This is a genomic window from Rhodococcus sp. RS1C4, assembly GCF_002258225.1.
In the GTDB taxonomy this organism is placed as follows: Bacteria; Actinomycetota; Actinomycetes; order Mycobacteriales; family Mycobacteriaceae; genus Rhodococcoides; species Rhodococcoides fascians_E.
Window position 1 is genome coordinate 94,352 of record NZ_NOXZ01000034.1, and the last position, 19,794, is coordinate 114,145.

General features: G+C 64.1%; 13 protein-coding genes. 2 read left to right on the plus strand and 11 right to left on the minus strand.

All coding sequences use genetic code 11. The features are described from left to right. Positions 1–9 precede the first annotated feature (9 nt). The 9 genes from CH289_RS17640 to CH289_RS17680 all read right to left on the minus strand — a co-directional run bounded on the left by CH289_RS17640 (position 10) and on the right by CH289_RS17680 (position 13,347). Entirely contained in the window at positions 10–1,950 is a 1,941-nt protein-coding gene (locus CH289_RS17640) for a hydantoinase B/oxoprolinase family protein (RefSeq protein ID WP_094728271.1), read from the minus strand. Next, complete coding sequence (locus CH289_RS17645) at positions 1,950–4,049, minus strand: hydantoinase/oxoprolinase family protein (protein ID WP_026347468.1); 2,100 nt, start codon at positions 4,047–4,049, stop codon at positions 1,950–1,952. The genes CH289_RS17640 and CH289_RS17645 overlap by 1 nt, the downstream gene beginning before the upstream one ends. Before the next feature lie 233 nt (positions 4,050–4,282). After that, positions 4,283–4,930, minus strand: a complete 648-nt coding sequence (locus CH289_RS17650) for an SRPBCC family protein (RefSeq protein ID WP_019663305.1) — start codon at positions 4,928–4,930, stop codon at positions 4,283–4,285. Then, positions 4,927–7,395, minus strand: coding sequence for an aerobic carbon-monoxide dehydrogenase large subunit (gene cutA, locus CH289_RS17655; protein ID WP_019663304.1), 2,469 nt, complete (start codon positions 7,393–7,395; stop codon positions 4,927–4,929). Before cutA ends, CH289_RS17650 begins: the two co-directional genes overlap by 4 nt. Then, on the minus strand, positions 7,392–8,030 hold the full coding sequence (locus tag CH289_RS17660) for a (2Fe-2S)-binding protein (RefSeq protein ID WP_019663303.1): 639 nt from the start codon (positions 8,028–8,030) through the stop codon (positions 7,392–7,394). Before CH289_RS17660 ends, cutA begins: the two co-directional genes overlap by 4 nt. Next, on the minus strand, positions 8,023–8,922 hold the full coding sequence (locus tag CH289_RS17665) for an FAD binding domain-containing protein (RefSeq protein ID WP_020112751.1): 900 nt from the start codon (positions 8,920–8,922) through the stop codon (positions 8,023–8,025). Before CH289_RS17665 ends, CH289_RS17660 begins: the two co-directional genes overlap by 8 nt. A gap of 76 nt (positions 8,923–8,998) precedes the next feature. Continuing rightward, positions 8,999–10,405, minus strand: a complete 1,407-nt coding sequence (locus tag CH289_RS17670) for a uracil-xanthine permease family protein (RefSeq protein ID WP_051104797.1) — start codon at positions 10,403–10,405, stop codon at positions 8,999–9,001. Between the two features lie 143 nt (positions 10,406–10,548). Then, positions 10,549–12,183 carry a helix-turn-helix domain-containing protein gene (locus CH289_RS17675; protein ID WP_019663300.1) on the minus strand — a complete coding sequence of 545 codons (1,635 nt, stop codon included), beginning with the start codon at positions 12,181–12,183 and terminating at the stop codon, positions 10,549–10,551. A gap of 78 nt (positions 12,184–12,261) precedes the next feature. After that, entirely contained in the window at positions 12,262–13,347 is a 1,086-nt protein-coding gene (locus CH289_RS17680; protein WP_094728272.1) for an XdhC family protein, read from the minus strand. A gap of 181 nt (positions 13,348–13,528) precedes the next feature. Between CH289_RS17680 and CH289_RS17685 the strand changes: the two genes are divergently transcribed. After that, positions 13,529–14,716, plus strand: a complete 1,188-nt coding sequence (locus CH289_RS17685; protein WP_033187928.1) for a CaiB/BaiF CoA transferase family protein — start codon at positions 13,529–13,531, stop codon at positions 14,714–14,716. 24 nt (positions 14,717–14,740) lie between these two features. Here CH289_RS17685 and CH289_RS17690 read toward each other — a convergent pair whose 3' ends face one another. After that, positions 14,741–16,090: an amidase gene (locus CH289_RS17690; protein WP_094728273.1), complete on the minus strand. Its 1,350-nt coding sequence runs from the start codon at positions 16,088–16,090 to the stop codon at positions 14,741–14,743. A gap of 111 nt (positions 16,091–16,201) precedes the next feature. Here CH289_RS17690 and CH289_RS17695 point away from each other — a divergent pair, with 111 nt between their 5' ends. Continuing rightward, positions 16,202–17,350 (plus strand): MFS transporter, encoded by a 1,149-nt coding sequence (locus CH289_RS17695; protein ID WP_019663295.1) that lies wholly within the window; start codon positions 16,202–16,204, stop codon positions 17,348–17,350. Between the two features lie 76 nt (positions 17,351–17,426). Here CH289_RS17695 and CH289_RS17700 read toward each other — a convergent pair whose 3' ends face one another. Continuing rightward, on the minus strand, positions 17,427–19,661 hold the full coding sequence (locus tag CH289_RS17700; RefSeq protein WP_033187930.1) for an NADP-dependent isocitrate dehydrogenase: 2,235 nt from the start codon (positions 19,659–19,661) through the stop codon (positions 17,427–17,429). Positions 19,662–19,794: the final 133 nt, after the last annotated feature.

A 19,794-nucleotide genomic window follows, 5' to 3' on the forward strand; every position in this document is an offset into this window, starting at 1 on the left:
GAGCCCGTCCTAGACGTAATCGTAGACGGCCGAGGTGTCTCCGCCGGAGAGTTGGGCGTATCCCGGGCCGCGATCGAAGAACGGTTCACTCTCACCGCGACCTCCGCGCAACTGCTCGCGCAGTGTCGCGGTGGCGTTGTCGTCGACCGACGGTGCGTCCCCGTCGACGATGACGACGCCGTAATCCTCCCGCGCGCCGTCCACCGAGACCTTGCGCCACGACACGTCCCGCAGAACTTCCTGGGTCGGCCGGTCAAGCGGGTCGCCCCACCCACCGCCGCCGGTAGTGCGGATGCGGATCACTTCCCCAGCCTTGATGGGTTCAGCGTCGGTGAGTGCGTCGAACTCGCGTTCGTTAGGGCCGTCAGGGTCGAGCACCACCGAGAACGGTCGACCGGCTTTGCCGCCTTTGACACCCCAGCAGGCCAGGATCGAACGGTCCGCGATGGACATGAAGTGCGCGTCCTTCAGCATCCGGATGTGCTTCTCGTACCCCAGACCACCGCGATACCGTCCGGCACCGCCGGAATCGACGGCCAATCCGAGCTTTTCGACGATGAACGGGAAACGGCTCTCACTGAATTCGGTAGGGAGGTTTCGCGAATCCGGCACGACGTGGATAGTGTCCTCGCCGTCCGCGTAATACCGGCCACCCGAACCGCCGCCGAGAACCTCGCGCATCAGGTATGAGTGCCCGTCGAAGTCCTCGCCGTAGACACCGGTGTACCGAATCGTCTCCTGATCGGCCGGCATGTTGCCGTCGACGGCCTTGGCGACCACACCGGACAGGACACCGAGCAGACGCAGGATCACGAACGTTCGAGCGTTCGTCGGAGCCGGAAAAATCGGGGTGATGAGCGTTCCCTTCTCGGGGAACTTCATCTCGATCAGCGGCACGACTCCCTCGTTGACGTCGAGTTCGGCCATGCGCTCGGGTGTGTCGGCGAGATTGCGCAGAATCGGCGCGAGCCACTTGATCAGGAAGTTGCCGTCCGCGTAGTCACCACAGTGATTGATGGGCCCCTTCGCCTGCGGGCCGGTCCCGGTGAAGTCGAGGATCAGCCGCTCGCCGCCCTCGTCCTCGGGCCTCGTCTTCGTCAAGGTGATGCGCTGAGTGTGCAGCATGGGCTCGTCGACGCCGTCGTGCTCCGCGTAGTCCTCCCACGTGTACTCACCGACCGGAATCTTGCTCAGAATCTCACGGCGGTACGTCTCGGTGGTCGCGTCCATCATCGCGTCGAAGCAGGATTCGATGGTGTCCACGCCGTAACGCTCGAACAACTCGGTCAGTCGACGCGCACCCATCAGGCACGCCGAGCATTCGGCATCCAGATCGGCGGCCAAAGCGTCGGGCATGCGGGAGTTGCGCGTCATGATGCGCAGAGCTGCCTCGTTGGCCACTCCCTGATCCCAGAGTTTGATGGGCGGAACCATCAACCCTTCTTCGTACACGGTCGTCGCACCGGACGGCATGGAGCCCGGGCAGCAGCCGCCGATGTCGTCGTGATGCCCGAAGGCCTGCACGAAGGCAACCACCTTCGGTTCCGAATCGGGAGTGGTACGAGCGAACACCGGGACCGTGACGCAGAGGTCAGGGAGGTGGCCGATTCCGCCTTCGGACAGGTAGACATCATTGTGGAAATAGACGTCTCCGGGCTTCATCGTCTCCAGGGGGAAATCACGGGCGATGGGGTGCACCAACGCAGAGTACGAACGACCCGTCAACTTACGCAGATTGCGATCGTGGATGCCGGCACGGAAGTCGTGGGCATCGCGGATCATCGGCGAACGGGAGGTCCGCGAGATGGACGTCTCGACCTCCATTTCGACGCTGGCAAGGTAGCCTGCGACGATCTCGACGAGGATCGGGTCCGGGATCGCACCGTCGGTCTCGGTCAGTCGGTAGGGCTTGGCTACGGTCGCGGCCGCAGCATCGAGTACAGCAGTCATCACTTCGCTCCGTTCGAGTCGAAAGTCTTGGAGATGCGGATGTTTCCGTGGGTGTCGATTCGCGCCGAGAATCCGGGGTGGATCGGGACGGTGGAGCTGAATTCCTCGATGACGGCTGGACCGTCGATCGTGTCACCAGCACCCAGGCGAGCACGGTCGTAGACGGTGGTATCCACCCAGGAGTCGAAGTAGGACTTGCGGGAACCGGTTCGGGCAGACTCGGAACCTGAACCGGCTGCAACCGTACGGGCGGCCGGACGCTGAATGGGCCCGATTCCGCTGACTCGCAGGTTGACCCACTCCACGTGCTGAGCGTGGTCGCCGCGGAAGTCGTAACCATACAGCTCGCGGTGCGCCTCGTGGAACGCCTCGGCGGACGCGTCCATGAGTTCGGGCGTGATGGGCCCGTCGCCGACAGGAACGCGGACCTCGAACGCCTGGCCCATGTACCGGAGGTCGGCAGTGCGCGCGTACCGGCGTTGCGTCTCGTCGAAACCTTCGTCGGCGAGGGCGATCTCGGCCTTGCCGGCCAGTGCATCGAACAGCTCCTGCAGCTCGGCGGCCTGCAACCGGTCGTGACGACCGACGTGCGTCTGGACGTAGTCGTTGCGCACGTCGACGGTGAGCAGTCCGAATGCCGACACGTTGCCCGGGTCGAGTGGTACCAGCACGTCCTTGAGACCGAGAATGTCGATGAGCCTGCACGCGAGGAGCGAGCCCGAACCACCGAAGGTGACAAGGGTGAAATCCCTGACGTCGAGACCACGCTTGACGGTGATCTGCCGCAACGCATTCGCCTGGTTCCACGCCGACACCTCGAGGATACCGACGGCGCACTCCTCGAACCCGAGTTTCAACTCTGTCGCCAACTGCTCCAGCCCTTTTCGAGCGAGCTCGGTGTCGAGTGGAATCTCACCACCGAGCAAGTGCGGTGGGATCCGGCCGAGCAGCACGTGGGCGTCGGTGATGGTCGGCTCGCTGCCACCCTTGCCGTAGCACAACGGTCCCGGATCAGCACCGGCCGATTGAGGTCCGACGCGAAGGGTGCGCTCGGGAGTCATCCAGGCAATCGACCCGCCGCCTGCACCAACGGTCACGACGTCGATCATCGGAATCTTCGACGGATAGTTCCCGACGCGTCCCTCGGTGGTCAGCGCAGGCTCGCCCTGTACGACAACGGTGACGTCGGTCGATGTTCCACCGCCGTCACACGTGAGAACTTGGTCGACGCCTGCAGCGTCGGCGATCAGTGCTGCACCGAGGGCACCCGCTGCCGGACCGGACAAGACCGTCGTGATCGGCTGGTGCACGACCTCTTTGGCCGAGAGCACGCCGCCGTTGGACTTCATGACGTAGAAGGGGATGTCTCGGGCTTCACCGTCGGCAGTGGAGAACTCACGCAGCCGGTTGGCGATGTTGTTCACGTAGTTGCGGATGTTCGGCTTCACGGCAGCGTCGACGAGTGTCGTGATGGACCGCTCGTACTCGCGGTATTCGCGCAGAACCTGGCTCGAAATGCTCACCGTCGCTTCCGGGAACACCTCGTCGAGGATGTCGCGGACCCGCTCCTCGTGGGACGGGTCGGCATAGGAATGCATCAGGCACACCCCGATCGTCATGATCCCGCGATCCTTGAAGAACTGAGCAGCGGTGCGGACACTTGCCTCGTCGAGTGGACGAATCTCGCGGCCGTCGAACGCAAGACGACCACCGACGGTTTTGACTCTGTCCGCCGGAACGATGCGATCGGGCTTGACCCAGAAGTAGGAGTTGCCGTAGCCGTCGGGCACCGACTGACGGGCGATCTCGAGCACGTGCTCGTAGCCCTCGGTGGTGATGAACCCCAGGTTCTCTACCTTGCCCTCGAGCAGCTTGTTGGTAGCAACCGTCGTGCCGTGGCTGACCGCGCCGATACTCTCACCGCTCTCACCGAGCTTCTCGAGCACCTTCTCGATGCCGGTGAGGAATCCCTCCGCGGGGTCTGCCGGCGTCGAGGGTGTCTTGGTGGTGACCATGGCGCCGGTCTCGTCGTCGACCGCGACGATGTCGGTGAACGTGCCACCGGTGTCGATACCGATCCGAATCTTCCTGGAATCCACTGCTGCCTCCGTGTAGTCGCTGGCGTGTAATGCCATTTCACAGCGTGTGCATCACGTAGTCGTTGGCAGATTTTGCCCAACACTGCGGGCGGTCTTCGGCATCCAGTGAACAGGCACGAAGAACGCCCCGAACCGGACGGGTTCGGGGCGTTCAGCATGGAGTGGGACCCCGGTTTCCGGAGCGAACGTCGGGCGGAGTGAGTGCCGGACGGGGGAACGGTTGAAGTGCAGACCTATTTCGACCGTCCGAGTACGCCGCCGATGACTACACCGGTGAGGGCGATGGCGGCTCCCAGGGCAGCGCTGACCACGACGGTACGGATGTCCGCACCCCCCGCACTCGCCACGGCCACGGAGGGTGCAGATGCTGCTGCGACCTGCCGGTCCGGCTGCGCCGCATCCGTTTCACCGGCCGGTGCGGCCTCGGGTGTCGACGACGGAATGCCGTTGGCGATGACCCCGTCGATGCTCTTGAAGAACACTCCGGCCATCTTCTTCGCGACGCCGGTGATCATGCGCTGCCCGACGCCTCCGACCATTCCTCCGACGACCGCGTCGGCGTCGTAGGAGAGCAGGGTGCCGCCCTCGTTCTCGGTCAGGGTGACCGTGACGTCGGCTTTTACCGTTCCCGGGGCACCCGCGCCAGACGCCGTCATGACGAACGAATGGGGCCGATCCTGTTGCGAAAGAACGACTTCACCGTCGTACACTCCCTTGATGGACGCGACTCCGGCCATGATGGACAGCTTGTAGTGGTTGTCCGTCAGCTGTTCCAGTGACTGCACCCCGGGAATGGTCGCGGCGAGTACGCGTCCGTCCTGCAGGTTGTCGTACACCTCCTCGCGAGGTGCCGTGAGCTGTGCGGTGCCGGCGATTCTCATGAATTCTCCTGTGCTGACTGGTGCGCGAGGCGGAGCTCGAACAACTCCGACGGTGAGATAGGCATGGATGTGATGGGGATGCCTTCGGCGTTCTCGATGGCTGCGGCGATGACGGCGCTGGTGGGGATCACGCCCGCTTCGCCTGCACCCTTCATTCCCAATGGGTTCAGGCCCGACGGCGTCACCGTATGGTCCATTTCCAACGTGTTCGGCATCTCGGTGACGAACGGCATCAGAAAGTCCATGTAGGAGGCGTTGAGCATCTGCCCGTGCTCGTCGTAGACGATCTTCTCGTACAACGCTCCGCCGATGCCCTGCGCCACTGCACCCTGGACCTGTCCTTCGACGATGCGGGGATTGATGACATTGCCGCAATCATGAATGACGACGTACCGCAGCACGGTGATCTCGGCGGTGATCGGATCGGTTTCGACGATGGCAGCGTGCACCCCAGACGCGAAGGTCGAGTGCGGCGGCGAGTAGTACCCGGTGGCTTCGAGCCCAGGCTGGTCGCCCTCCGCAATCGGCGGTTTCGTCATGTCCGGGTTGGTCTTGGCGAAACCCGTGGCCAGCTTGGATTCCTTGTCGAAGGCGTAGCGCAGCGGATTCGACAGCACCGCGACGACGCTGAGAGGTACCGATGTCCCGTCGACACCGGGTTCGGTGCCGACCACACACACATGTCCCCCGCGCAGCTCCAGATCACTCGGATCCACCGAGAGGATTCCCGACGCCACATTCTTCGCCTTCTCAGCGACCATCTGCGCCGCGACATGAAACGCCGAACCCGACATCACCGCACCACGTGAGGCGAACGTACCGACGGCGTAGCCGAAGCGACGGGTGTCGCCGGTGACGATCTCGACGTCGGACACCTTCACGCCCAGGTCGTCGGCGACAATCTGCGCGAACGCGGTCTGATGTCCCTGCCCCTGCGTCGTCAACCCCGTCGCGGCCTTGACCTTGCCGGACGTCTCGACGACAACATGTGCGCCCTCGTACGGTCCCGGTCCGGTTCCTTCGACGTACGCGCCGATACCGATGCCGACAGTACGACCCTCGGCTCGCGCCTTCCTCTGGTACTCGGGAAAGCCATCCCAGTCGACGAGCTTCTTGAGTTTGTCGATGCCGGCCTGGTAGTCGCCCGTGTCGTAGATCAACGGGCGCCCGTCCTGGAACATCAGCCCGAAGTCGTACGGCATGTCCTCGGGCCGAACGAAATTGATCTCACGAACGGCGATCTTGTCCTTGTCGAGATGATCGGCGATGGCGTCCATCGCACGTTCCATCGCGAACACCGCCTGAGGCCGTCCGGCGCCGCGATACGGCGTGACCAGCACCGTGTTGGTATAGAGCGAGTACGCGTCGACGCGGAAGGACTTCGGCTTGTACGGTCCCAGCACCTGTGTGGCCGTGTTGATCATGACGATGATGCCGTAGGGCAGGTACGCGCCGTTGTCGTGCCAGAACGTGAAGTCGAAAGCGAGCAGATGTCCGTCGTCGTCGAAACCGATCTCGACCTTCTGGATCTGGCCACGCTCGTGGGCGCTCGAGATGAAATGCTCACGGCGGTCCTCAACCCACTTGACCTCGTTGGAAACGCCGGCGCGGCCGAGGCGTCGGGCAGCCCAGGTGACCATGACCTCCTCCGGCCAGGGATGGACGATCTTGACACCGAAACCGCCGCCGACATCGGGCGCGATGCAGTGAACTTTGTTCAGTGCCATGCCGAGTCGAGCTGCGATGGCGGCGCGCGCGGACGTGGAGGTCTGCGTCGACGTCCAGAACGTCAGTACGTTCTCGTCGCCGTCCCAGCGGGCGTAGACGCCTTTGCCTTCCATGGGCATCGAGGCGGACCGCTCGATCTCGAGATCCAATGTCAGACGGTTGGGTGCAGCCGCCAGTTCGGCGTCGACATCGCCGAATCCGTGTTGTAACCGTGCCGCGACGTTGTCCGGCACATCGGCGTGGACCGCCTTGGCGGCAGTGCGCGCGGTGTCGATACCCACAACAGGGTCCAGCATCTCGTACGTCACGTCGATCTTCGCGCACGCATCCTCGGCGATGTAGCGGTTGTCCGCGACGACCATGGCGATGGCCTCACCGACGTGGTTGACCTCGTCCTTGGCCAGCGGATATCCGTTGCGCGCGGCGACGATCGCGGGATGCGGAATAAGCAGTGGCAGATTCTCCGCCATCTCCTCCGAATCGTCGACCAGATCGTCGTAGATGTAGATGGCGTGAACGCCTGCCACATCGAGCGCCGGATCGATGTCGATGTCGATTATTTTCGCGTGCGCGTGCGGGGAACGCACGAACGCCGCGATCAGCGCGCCGTGGCCGAGGTCGTCGAGGTAACGGCCCTGCCCACTGAGCAGACGCGTGTCCTCCTCCCGCGGAATGGGCTTGCCGAAGAACTTCTCCGACGCGCCTACCACGTGCGCGGTGTCGATCTGGGTTGTCATGCCCTCCCCGCCTTTCCACCGACAGGTGCAGTCGCGCCGCGGACCTTACGGTCGAGCGCGTCACGGGTGGCTTCGTCGTCGACGCCGAGCGGGAACTCCCCCGCCCGTTCACGTTTGATCTCGGCGGCGCGGAGCACCGATGCACGAATGTTCTGATATCCGGTACAGCGGCACAAGTTTCCGGCAATGGCATCGGTCGCTTCGTCGTGCGTCGGATTCGGGTTGTCCTCGAGGAATGCCGCGATCGTCGTGACGAATCCCGGAGTACAGAAACCACACTGAAGACCGTGGCAGTCCTTGAACGCCTGCTGCACCGGGTGCAGCGTGCCGTCGGGTTCGACGAGTCCCTCCACCGTCGTCACCGAGTGGCCTTCCAAGCCAGCTGCGAGCACGAGGCAGGATCGGACAGGCTTCCCGTCCAGCAACACCGTGCACGCCCCGCACACACCGTGCTCGCAGCCGACGTGTGTTCCGGTGCGGCGCAGGTGATGTCGAATCGCATCCGACGCCAGGGTCCGAGACGGCAGGACCGCGGTTTCGGTGACGCCGTTCAGCGTGAACGTGACGGCGACGTGATGCTCGCCGGTGTCGGCCTGCAGCTCCGCGAGCTGATCGTCGATGGTTTTGTCAGGCATTGGTTCTGCTCCTCACGAGTGTGCGTGCGTCCGCGGCCGCCGCGAGTCCGACTCGACTGGTCAGCGCAGACACCAGCTGAGAACGGTAAGCGGCCGTGGCATGGATGTCGGCGTCGGTCTCGACGGTGTCGCGGGCCAGCTCGCCCAGCGCACGCCACTTGGGGTCACGCTCGTCGGTCGCCGACGCCCCGGCCAGGGTGTCGCTGTAATCGACGACGAGACCGAGCTCTCCTGCCGAAATGTATGTCATCTTCGCGGTGACGACGTAGTCGTCCACCACTTCCACCTGGGCCGCGACACCGACCAACGCGTAGTCGCCGTGCCGTCGGGCAATCTCGTCGATAGCGGTACCGACTCCCGCTCGCGCTGCCGGTACGCGCACGGCCAGAGCGATCTCGTCGGGCTCGAGCGTGCTCTCGAGCGGCCCGGCGAACAGGTCGGCGGACGCGATCACGCGCTGACCCCGCGTCGACTGCACCGTGACCTCTCCGCCGAGCAGCGACAGCACGGCCGGCATCTCGGCCGAGGGATCCGCGTGCACGATCGATCCGACGGTGGTGCCGCGGTTGCGAATCGTCGGATGCGCCACCAGATGCAGGCCTCGGCTCAACAACGGCTGAACTTCTCGGGCTGCAGGGTGATCGTGCAGTACCGAGTGCGTGACCAGCGCGCCGAACTCGACGCCCGAATCACCGGAGGCAACAATCGAATCGAGGTCTCGCACCGCTCCGATGTCCACGATGTGCGCCGGTGCGGCCAACCGCATCGACAGCAGCGGGACGAGTGACTGACCACCCGCCATGACCTTGCCCTCATACGAGACCTCGGCGAGTATCCGGCACGCCTCCGGGATCGTGGTGGGCCGGTGGTATGTCAGCGGCGACGGTTTCATGTCTCGATCCTGCCTGTCCGGAAACGAAGGTAACTTGTCTACTTGTGACAACAGTCACGCACGATGCCTGTCACAATCAGGTCAGTTGTTTGCTCGGTGTCGATCCCTCGGACGTGCCCGATGTGTAACGGTCCAACTCGGGATTGCGGGCTCCGACGAATCGGCACAAGTGGTACATGAGGATCACGACGATCGTGCCGAGCGAGATGCCCCCGAGGGAGAAGGTGTCGCTGAACGTCAGGGATACGTCGCCGATACCGATGATCAGGCCGGCAGCAATGGGCATCATGTTCAGCGGGTTGCCGAAGTCGACGCCGTTCTCCTTCCAGATCTTGGCTCCGAGCAGGCCGATCATGCCGTAGAGGACAACGGTGATGCCGCCGAGCACACCGCCCGGGGTGGCCGAGATGAACGCGCCGAACTTGGGCGAGAAACCCAGCAGCATGGCAACGATGCCGGCCACGGTGTACGCGGCGGTGGAATAGACGCGCGTAGCGGCCATGACGCCGATGTTCTCGGCGTAAGTGGTCGTCGGTGAGCCACCGACGCCGCTGGCGATTGCCGTGGCGAACCCGTCACCGGCCAACGCACGGCCCATGTACGGGTCGAGGTCCTCCTTGGTCATTTCCGCGACAGCTTTGACGTGACCAGCGTTCTCCGCGATCAACGCGATGACACCGGGCAGAACCAGTACGACGAACGTGAGGCTGAACGACGGGGCGTGGATGCCGACGACACCGTTGGCCTCGTCGGAGAACGGCGGTAGACCGAACCAGGAGGCCGACGCAACAGGGTCCCAGTTGACGCGGAAGTGCTCGGTGATCTCGCCGACGTTCGCGTCGTACGACGTTATCGGCCCGGAGAGACGGTCGAGCGCCCACGACGCGGCGTAACCGAGGATCAACGCGAGGAAGATCGCGATCCGACCCATGAAGCCGCGAAGCGCGACGGACATGATGATCAACGCTGCCATCACGAACAGCGCGATCCATTGGTCCTGCGGCCAGTAGAGGCCGGCCACCACCGGTGCGAGGTTGAAGCCGATCAACATGACCACCGCCCCGGTGACGGCGGGCGGAAGCAACTTGAAGATGAGGCGGCCGCCGAGGAAGTGGACAGCGACGCCGATGAGCCCGAGCACGAGGCCGGACACCAGGATCGCACCGGTGACCTCCGCCGAGGTGCCACCCTGCGCCCGAATCGCGGCGATGCCGCCGACGAACGCAGCGGACGTTCCGAGATAACTCGGAATCCGGCCCTTGACCACCAGAAGGAAGAAGATGGTACAGAACCCTGACATCATCACTGCCAGTTGCGGATTCAGACCCATGATGATCGGAAACACGAACGTCGCGCCGAACATCGATACGACGTGCTGGCCACCGAGTCCGATGGTCCGCCCCCAGCTGAGCCGTTCACCGGGAGCGACGACTTCACCCGGCGCCACCGTCTTGCCATCCCCATGCAACGTCCAAATCGGCATGTTCAGCCTTTCACGAAGAGGAGGGCGCCCGCGTTCTGTGTTCCAGCTCACAGATCGCCCGTGGTGAACCTGAACGTTATTACAGGCGGAGAGGGCCCGAGTGATGACAATCTGACAGATCGAGCGGGCTCGGATTGGCAGATTTAGTGATTGATGCCGCGCATCGCGATTATCTTCAGTGCTAAAGACAGGTCCAACCGCAATTCCGGCTGCTCGGTGAACGAGCCCAGGATTTTCTCCAGCTTCACAACCCTGTAACGCAGTGTGTTGTAGTGGAAATGGAGCTTCCGGGCGGTCTCCGCGATATTGATGTTCGTTGCCAGTAGCGCTTCGAGTGTGTTTCGCATGTCCTGCGCCTCCGCAGTGTCCTCGGTCAGCTCACGCAGCGTTTCTCGCGCGAAGTTCTCGAGCTCGTCCTCGTCCTCCACGAGCGACAACAGGCGGTAGACACCCAGGTCGTCGAAATTCGTGAGCGACCATTGACCCGAAATGCGACGACCGACAGTCAACGCCGTGCGAGCCTGGCTGTAACAGGACGGAACGCCGTCGGTCGAGCCCGCAGTGCGCGATACTCCCACACTGAACGGCCTTCTGCCGCCGCCACCTTCGCCGCGAACGACGTTCACCAAATCCCGCACCAATGCCATCGTGTCGGACCCGACGCCCATGACTATGACCGTTTCTCCAGTCAGTGCCGTCACCGCCGCGCCGGGGTCCCGGTGCGCGATCGCGCCGGAGAACGCCATCGCCTGACGATCGACGACAGGAAGTCGGTGCACCGAACTCGACGATTCGTCGACCACCGGATCAGGTTCGATACTGACGATGACCAAGGGCCTGTCGAAATCCCAGCCGAACGTCTTGGCATGCGAGACAACGTGATCCGAGTCTCCGGCACGACCCAACATCAGATCGTGAATGAAGTTTGCCCGGTGCCGTTCCTCGACCGACGCCACTGCCTGCTGACGAGTCACCACCAGTGCACACACCGCAGCCGCGCGCTCCACTAGGTACAGGTCGTGTTCGGCCATCTCGCGGTCCCACGCGAACAGCGCCATTCGCCCGTGGTCGATGTGGTTGGCGGAGACGGCCGCGACCGCACTGGCGTGGCCGTCGAAGACGTGCATGCCGAGACCGCCTTCGACGGTGTCGGTTCGGAGCCGCCCCGTCGAGTCGAGGGCGGGACTGGTCGACAACCTCCTGCGTCCGCCCGCATCGCCCGCTCGACAGATCTCGCGGCCGTCGGACGTGGTCAGCAAGACGGTGCCGTTCAACTCACGCGACGCTACCTCGGCCAGATCCGTCAGGCCACCTCCTGCCATGACGATGTCGACCAACAGCTTTCTGATGCGCTCGGCTTCGAACATCGCGCCGACTTGCGCCGCTTCGATGCGCGCTCGACCGCGGGCGAGTGGGTGGTCGCCGTCGCCGTGATAGGCGATGATCGGAAGCTCGAGCTGTGCAGCGGCATCGATCATCTCCGGTTCGAGATTCCAGCCGTCACTGTTGAACTGCACCGCCAGCGCCACGACTCCACGCGAGCTCAGACGCCCAACGAACGTCGACGCCGCCTCGGTCAGCAGGCCGAGCGTGCGCGGAGACGTGATCAACAGCTGACCACTCCGGAGCCACGGCCCGATGTCCGGAACCGCCATGAACCCGACCCCGTGTACTGCCACCCCGTCGACATCTCCCACGACGACCGAGGAGGACGGCAACAGCGCCGATCGAAGCAGCTCTTCGAGTGGAATCTCGCTGTCCAGAATGGGTACGGACACTGGGCTGGCACCTCGGTTTTCGTTCGCGGGGGAAACGTCGATCCTAACGCTCACTGCCCCGCGCGGCAGGACAACAGGTCAAGCAGACGAAACGAGCCCGTGAATCGGTCCGCGGCCGAAGCGCAGTTCGTCGCCACTGGAACCACGTACCGTCTTGGTGACCTCCGCCATCACCGACAACGCAGTCTCTGCGGGAGTTCGAGCTCCCAGATCGAGTCCGATAGGCGAGTGCAGGCGGGCGAGCTGCTGTGCGTCGATTCCTCGCTCGCGCAGTAGATCCACCCGTCGCGCATGGGTGGACCGACTGCCCATCGCGCCCACATACCCGGCGTCGGAACGCAGGGCGATGTTCAGCAACGGGATGTCGAATTTCTCGTCGTGGGTGAGGACGACGATCACCGTTCGCAAATCGACGGGAGCCTCTGCCAAGAACTTGTCCGGCCACCGGACGATCACCTCGTGCGCCGACGGAAATCTCGCGCGTGTCGCGAAGACTGGCCGGGCGTCGATCACGCTGACGTGATACCCGGCGAACACACCGAGTGTGCTGACAGCCGTTGCGAAGTCGATTGCCCCGAAAACATACATGCGTGGCAGTGGCCGGTGGAAGTCGACAAGAACGTCACTATCGGCCAGCGTCCCGGCCGCTGCGACGAACACGTCGGACTCACCGTATTCGAGCCTGGCGATGATGTCCCGAACCTGCGTCCGTGTCAGGTGCAGATCCCCCGAGGCAGACTTGGCGTCGACGATCAGATGCCGTGACGGCATGCCCGTGGCGAGGGTGGTCAACACGGCAACCGGTTCGTCCGCAGCAAGTCGGCGGCACACGTCCGACATCGGAGAATCCCCGTGATGGACGAACTCCACCAGTACCTCGATGCGTCCCCCGCACGTCAACCCGACGCCGTATGCGTCGTCGTCGGTGACGTCGAATATCTCGACGCGCGAGTTGCCGTCGGCAAGTACGTCCCGAGCCGTCTCGTACAGCGCGCTTTCTATACATCCGCCGGACACACTGCCGATCACCTCGCCACGGCGGTTCACCGCCATAGCAGCGCCCGGCCTGCGAGGGGACGATCGCCACGTGCGGGTCACGGTCGCCAGCGCGGCATCGTCTCCGGCTTGCAGCCATGCGTACAACTGAGGTGATATCTCACGCATCGCTCGATCCTCCGTTCACTCGCCTGGACTCAGGTTATAAGCAACGGACTGGCTGCCCGGGCACACATAGCGCCGAAAAGTCGGCGTCGTCGTTGTGCAATGTCGCCGTCGCGCCGCCCCCGGTGCCTCGGCCATCGTCTGAGGGCATACCAGTGGACGAGACGAGCGAGGGATACTTTCGATGGACGGATTACTCAGCGGGACGAAAGTTCTCGATCTCACCAGGGCACTCGCCGGCCCGTTGTGCACATCACTGCTGTCGGACTTCGGCGCCGAGGTGATCAAGGTGGAACCACTCGGCACCGGCGACAGTTCACGTCAGTGGCCACCGTTCGAGGACGAGCGAAGTCTGTACTTCACCTCGGTCAACCGCGGCAAACGATCTGTCGCCGTGGACTTCAGGAGCAACGACGGCCGAGAGATACTGCGGCGCTTGGTCCTCGATGCGGATGTGCTGATCGAGAACTTCCGGCCCGGCGTGCTGGTCGACATGGGACTGGACCCCGACGAACTCGAACGCGAGAATCCGCGGTTGATCATCATGAGCGTCAGCGGGTTCGGACCCGTCGGGCCGGATCACCTCGCCGCCGGGCTCGATCAGGTCGCGCAGGGAATGTCCGGCCTGATGTCGGTGACCGGCGATGCAGGCAGCGCACCGATGCGCGTCGGAATTCCGATCGTGGACACGGTGTCCGGCATCTACGCCGCGCTCGGAATCTCCGCAGCGCTTGCAGCGCGTGAACGCGACGGACGCGGACGACGCGTCGAGACCTCCCTACTCGAGTCCGCAATCTCCATCATGACGTTTCAGGCACAGAACTACATCAGCACCGGCCGTGTGGCGCAGCCCACCGGCAACACTCACCCGTCCATCTCACCGTACGGCGTCTTCGACACCGCCGATTTTCCCATCACCATCGCCACTGGAACCGAAAAGCACTGGACAGCGCTCACTTCGGTACTCGGCGCGCCCGAGCTCGCCGACAAGCCCGAATACGCGGACGGCAAACTCCGCCTACAGCACCGCGACAGCCTGACCAAAGAAATTCTCGAACTCCTGACGGCCAAGACCGCGGCGGAATGGATCACCGCAATGCGTGCGGTCGGAATACCGTGCGGCCCGATTCACACCATCGACCAAGTCTTCGCCGACCCGCAGGTGCGTGCTCTGAACATGGTGCAGGACACCGAGACCCCCGACGGACGTCGAACGCCCGTCGTGCGTGGCCCGTTCTGGGTCGACGGCAAAACGCTGCCGGTCAAGAGTGCGCCGCCGCTCGCACTCGGCGCAGACACCGTCGAGGTACTCACCGAACTCGGCCTCAGCGCCGACGACATCATCGACCTGCGCAAGCGCGCAGTCATCTGACTCGGTCTCGCCCGCCCTTCCGCGTCAGGGGCGGGCGAGTGTCTCGGCCACCGCGAAAGCGTCGCACTCACGCCAGGGCTGAGCGATGATCTGAATACCGATCGGCAAACCGTTGCGTGCGCGGGCTATCGGTACCGTCACGGACGGGAGACCGAGCACGCTGATGGCGCGTGAGCTCGCGAGGGCATCCATCCACGTCAACTCTCGGCCGTCCACGGAGAAGCGTTCGAGCCCCACCGGCGGGGCCAGAATCGACGCCACCGGCATCAGCAGAACATCACCCATCTCAGCTCTGAACTGCCGGATCAGCTTCGCCCGTGTCGCCCACAACTCCTCCGCGCCCGAGACCCGCGGAGCCTCGAGGGTGGATCGGAACTCGTCGGTGAGCAGATCCATGCGGTCGCCGACCATGGCCCGAACATCGGAGTGCGACTCTGTGGCACGCAGTGCGCCGAACAGTGAATTCGCCTGCGCCAGAGCGCCGCCCTCGTAGCGTCGTGCACCCAGCGCGGCCGCCGCAGCCTGGACTGCATCGACGATCTCGACATCGACAGGAACCGTGCCGTCCCCCGAAGCCCACGTGACGGTGGGCGCATCTGCCGGACGCGAACACGACGGGCCGGAAAGCACGTCGAGTGCGAGCTTCACATCGCCCAGATTCCGTGCAAGTGGACCTATCGTCTGAATGACTCCGTGCGCTGTTACCGGGTTCACCAGCACATGCCCATCGTCGAGCACACCGGGAAGCTGCCCGGTTCCGTCGATCCGGCCCTGTGTCGGGCGCACGGACATCAACCCTGTGCAATGAGCCGGCCACCGAACCGAACCACCGAAATCGGTCCCCAACCCCAGCACACTGAACCCCGCCGCCACCGACGCCGACTCACCTCCGCTCGATCCACCCGGAGAGCGCGGCATCCCGTCGGCGATCAGCGGACTCGCCGTCGTGCCGAACAGATCGTTGCGTGTCAAACCGCACGACCCGAATTCCGGAGCATTCGACTTGCCCACCAGAACCGCGCCTGCGTTCTTGAACGCAACCACCGCAGCGGCGTCGTGCACCGGGATGTTCGACGCCAATGCCCGCGACCCGGCAGTGGTACGGACCCCGGCGGTAGCGATGGTGTCCTTGACGCTGAACGGCACGCCCGCCAACGGGCCGAGTGTTTCCCCGGCCTTGCGCCGGCGATCGAGATCGTCCGCCGCCGACAACGCCTCGGATCCGCAGACGGTGACCAGCGCGTTCAGCTTGTCGTTGCCGCGCTCGATCGCAGCCAGATGCTCGGAGACGACCCGGCGGGCGGTAACTCGCCCGTGTTGCACGTCGTCGGCGATGGCCCTGGCCGATCGCCCCACCCAGACTCCACCGTTCATTGTCGTGAACCTACTTTTCCTGCAGTGGGCAACATACGACCACAATCGACACAGAATCGCGGTCGACGCTGGCAACGTCTGCCACATCGACCGGAGCATCGGAGAGGAAGAATGACGGGAATGCCCGTGAGTTGGATGCGTGTGGTCGCCGTTGTGTTCGCCGTGAGTTGGGGTGCGAACCAGTTCGCTCCGATGCAGCTGGTGTACCGGGACACGTCCGGCCTGACGAGTACCGCGTTCACCGCGATGCTCGGCACGTATGCGCTGGGGTTGATTCCGTCGTTGCTGTACTTCGGAAGACTCTCGGATCGAGTCGGTCGCCGCGCGATCGTCCGACCGATGGTCGGCGTCGCGATGGTGTCGACGGTGATTCTCGCTCTCGGCGCCGACATGCCCGGCCTGCTGTATCTCGGTCGCGTGCTGGCCGGTGTCGCGTCCGGCATGGCCTTCACCGCAGGCGGTGCCTGGATCAAGGAACTCAGCGACAGTCCAGGCGCAGGTGCGCGTCGTACCGCGGTCGCGTTGTCGGCGGGCTTCGGCTGCGGAGCATTGTTCGCTGGACTCATCGCACAGTGGCTACCGATGCCCGACGTACTGCCCTATCTGGTCCACCTGGTGATGATGGTCGCCACGGGCGCATCGGTGTGGCGCGTCCCCGAGACACGGGCGCGCGCAGTCGAACGGAAGGCGCCCACGGCAGGCGTCGTCGGCCAGAGCTGGTTCATCGCCGGTGTCGCACCATGGGCGCCGTGGGTATTCGGCACGGCGACAGTCGCTTTCGCGACCTTGCCGCCGCACGTCTCCGACGTCACCGGCTCCTTGTCCGTCGCGTTCACCGGAGCCGTAGCTGCACTGACGCTCTGGACCGGCGTCGCCGTGCAGCCGACGGCTCGGCGCTTGGCCGGCCGAGGGGCCATGATCCCCGTCGCCACCGGAGTCACATTCGGCTGCGTCGGTTTCGCTTCGGCAGCAGCGGCATTGGCGACTACTGGCGCGGTGTCGCTCGGACTGATCGTTCTCGCGTGTGTGCTGCTGGGTAGCTGCTACGGCATGCTGCTCGTCTCCGGACTGATGATCGTCGAGAACAACATCCCGGTGGGCGGCGATCTCTCCAGCGCCGTAGCGGTGTACTACTGCTTCGTCTACCTCGGCTTTGCGGTACCTCTACTGCTGTCACTGGCCGCCCCGACTCTCGGCCTCACCGTTGCCGCGGTCCTCATGGTCGGAGGCTTCGCCGTGGCACGTACTCGCCGCTCGTGAGCGGACATCTAGGCCCTGGCGTGCTGGGAGCGGAGCCTGCGGACTGACCCGCAGGCTCCGTTCCGCTCACGTGGGGTCAGGCGATGAAGCCGGCCAGAGCTTCGTTGAACGTCTTGCTCGGACGCATGACGGCGGCGGTGGCTTCCTGGTCGGGGAAGTAGTATCCGCCGATGTCCACGGCCGTGCCCTGAGCGTCGTTGAGCTCCTTGACGATTTGATCTTCGTTCTCCGCCAGGGCCTTTGCCAGTGGCTCGAAGTGCTTCGCCAGATCCGCGTCCTCGGTCTGTGCGGCGAGCTCCTCGGCCCAGTACAGGGCGAGGTAGAACTGGCTTCCGCGGTTGTCGAGTTCGCCGGTCGAGCGCGACGGGCCCTTGCTGTTCTCGAGGAGCTTTCCGGTGGCAGCGTCGAGTGCCTTGCCGAGAACCGTTGCCTTGCCGCCTGTCTTGGTGCCGAGGTCTTCGAGGCTGACCGCGAGGGCGAGGTACTCACCCAGCGAGTCCCACCGGAGGTGGTTCTCCTCGATGAGCTGCTTGACGTGCTTCGGAGCCGAGCCGCCTGCACCGGTCTCGTACAGTCCGCCGCCTGCCATCAGGGGAACGATGGAGAGCATCTTGGCGGACGTGCCGAGCTCGAGGATCGGGAACAGGTCGGTCAGGTAGTCGCGGAGGATGTTGCCCGTCGCGGAGATGGTGTCCAGCCCGCGGATGAGGCGCTCCATCGTGTAGCGGATGGCGCGGACCTGCGACATGATCTGGATGTCCAGACCCTCGGTGTCGTGATCCTTCAGGTACTTGCGCACCTTACCGATCAGCTCGTTCTCGTGCGGGCGGTACGGGTCCAGCCAGAAGACGACCGGCATGCCGGACTCACGGGTGCGGCGCACCGCCAGAGCGACCCAGTCGCGGATCGGCGCATCCTTGACGATGCACAGACGCCAGATGTCACCCTCTTCGACGTCCTGAGTCAGCAGGACCTCACCCGTCGCCAGGTCGGTGATGTTCGCTACGCCACCCTCGGGGACCTCGAACGTCTTGTCGTGCGAGCCGTACTCTTCGGCCTTCTGCGCCATCAGACCGACGTTGGGAACGGTGCCCATCGTGGTGGGGTCGAACGCCCCGTTGGTCTTGCAGAAGTTGATCATCTCCTGGTAGATCCGGAAGAACGTCGACTCGGGGCTGACTGCCTTGGTGTCCTTCGGCCGTCCGTCCGCTCCCCACATCTTGCCGCCGCTGCGAATCATCGCGGGCATGGATGCGTCGACGATGACGTCGCTGGGCGAATGGAAGTTGGAGATGCCGCGTGCCGAGTCGACCATGGCCAGCTCGGGGCGCTTCTCGTGGCACTTGTGCAGATCGTCGATGATCTCCTCACGCTGTGCGCTGGGGAGGGACTCGATCTTGCTGTAGAGATCCGAGAGGCCGTTGTTGACGTTGACGCCGAGCTCCTCGAACAGCTCGCCGTGCTTGGCGAACGCGTCCTTGTAGAAGACCTTCACCGCGTGACCGAAAACGATGGGGTGCGACACCCGCATCATCGTGGCCTTGACGTGCAGAGAGAACATGATGCCCGTCTTGTAGGCGTCCTCCATCTGCTCTTCGTAGAACTCGATGAGCGCCTTCTTGCTCATGAACATGCTGTCGATGACGTCGCCGTCGGTCAGCGACACCTTCTCCTTGAGGACGACGGTCTTGCCGCTCTCGGTCAGCAGCTCCATCTTCACCTCACGGTCGCCGTCGACCGTCATCGACTTCTCGCCGTGGTAGAAGTCGCCGTGACGCATGTGTGCGACGTGCGTGCGCGACGCGGGCGACCATTCACCCATGCTGTGCGGGTGCTTGCGGGCGTATTCCTTCACGGCCTTCGGTGCGCGGCGATCCGAGTTGCCTTCACGCAGAACAGGGTTCACTGCACTGCCGAGACACTTGGTGTAGCGGTCGCGGATCTCGCGCTCTTCGTCGGTCTTCGGGTTGCCCGGGTAATCCGGGATGGCGTAGCCCTTGTCCTGCAGCTCCTTGATGGCTGCGAGCAACTGAGGGACCGAGGCGCTGATGTTCGGCAGCTTGATGATGTTGGTGTCGGGGTCCTGGGTGAGGCGCCCGAGCTCGGCCAGGTTGTCCGTGACGCGCTGGTCTTCGTTCAGGTAATCGGGGAACTCGGCGAGGATGCGGCTTGCGACAGAGATGTCACTGGATTCGACGTTGATCTCGGCCGCGCTGGCAAAAGCACGTATGACCGGCAGAAACGCGTGAGTCGCCAGCATCGGCGCCTCGTCGGTCAGGGTGTAGATGATGGTCGGCTGTTTTGCTGTCATGTTCGCCTTTGCCTCTGTTTCAACGTCGTCTTTTGGATGCGTCCACCTCCAACTTTAAACTTGCCGACGCGAGTCCGTGCGGGGCAGTGTTGGGTACGGCTTAGTTACCCATCGGTAGCCCCGTCGGCGTCGC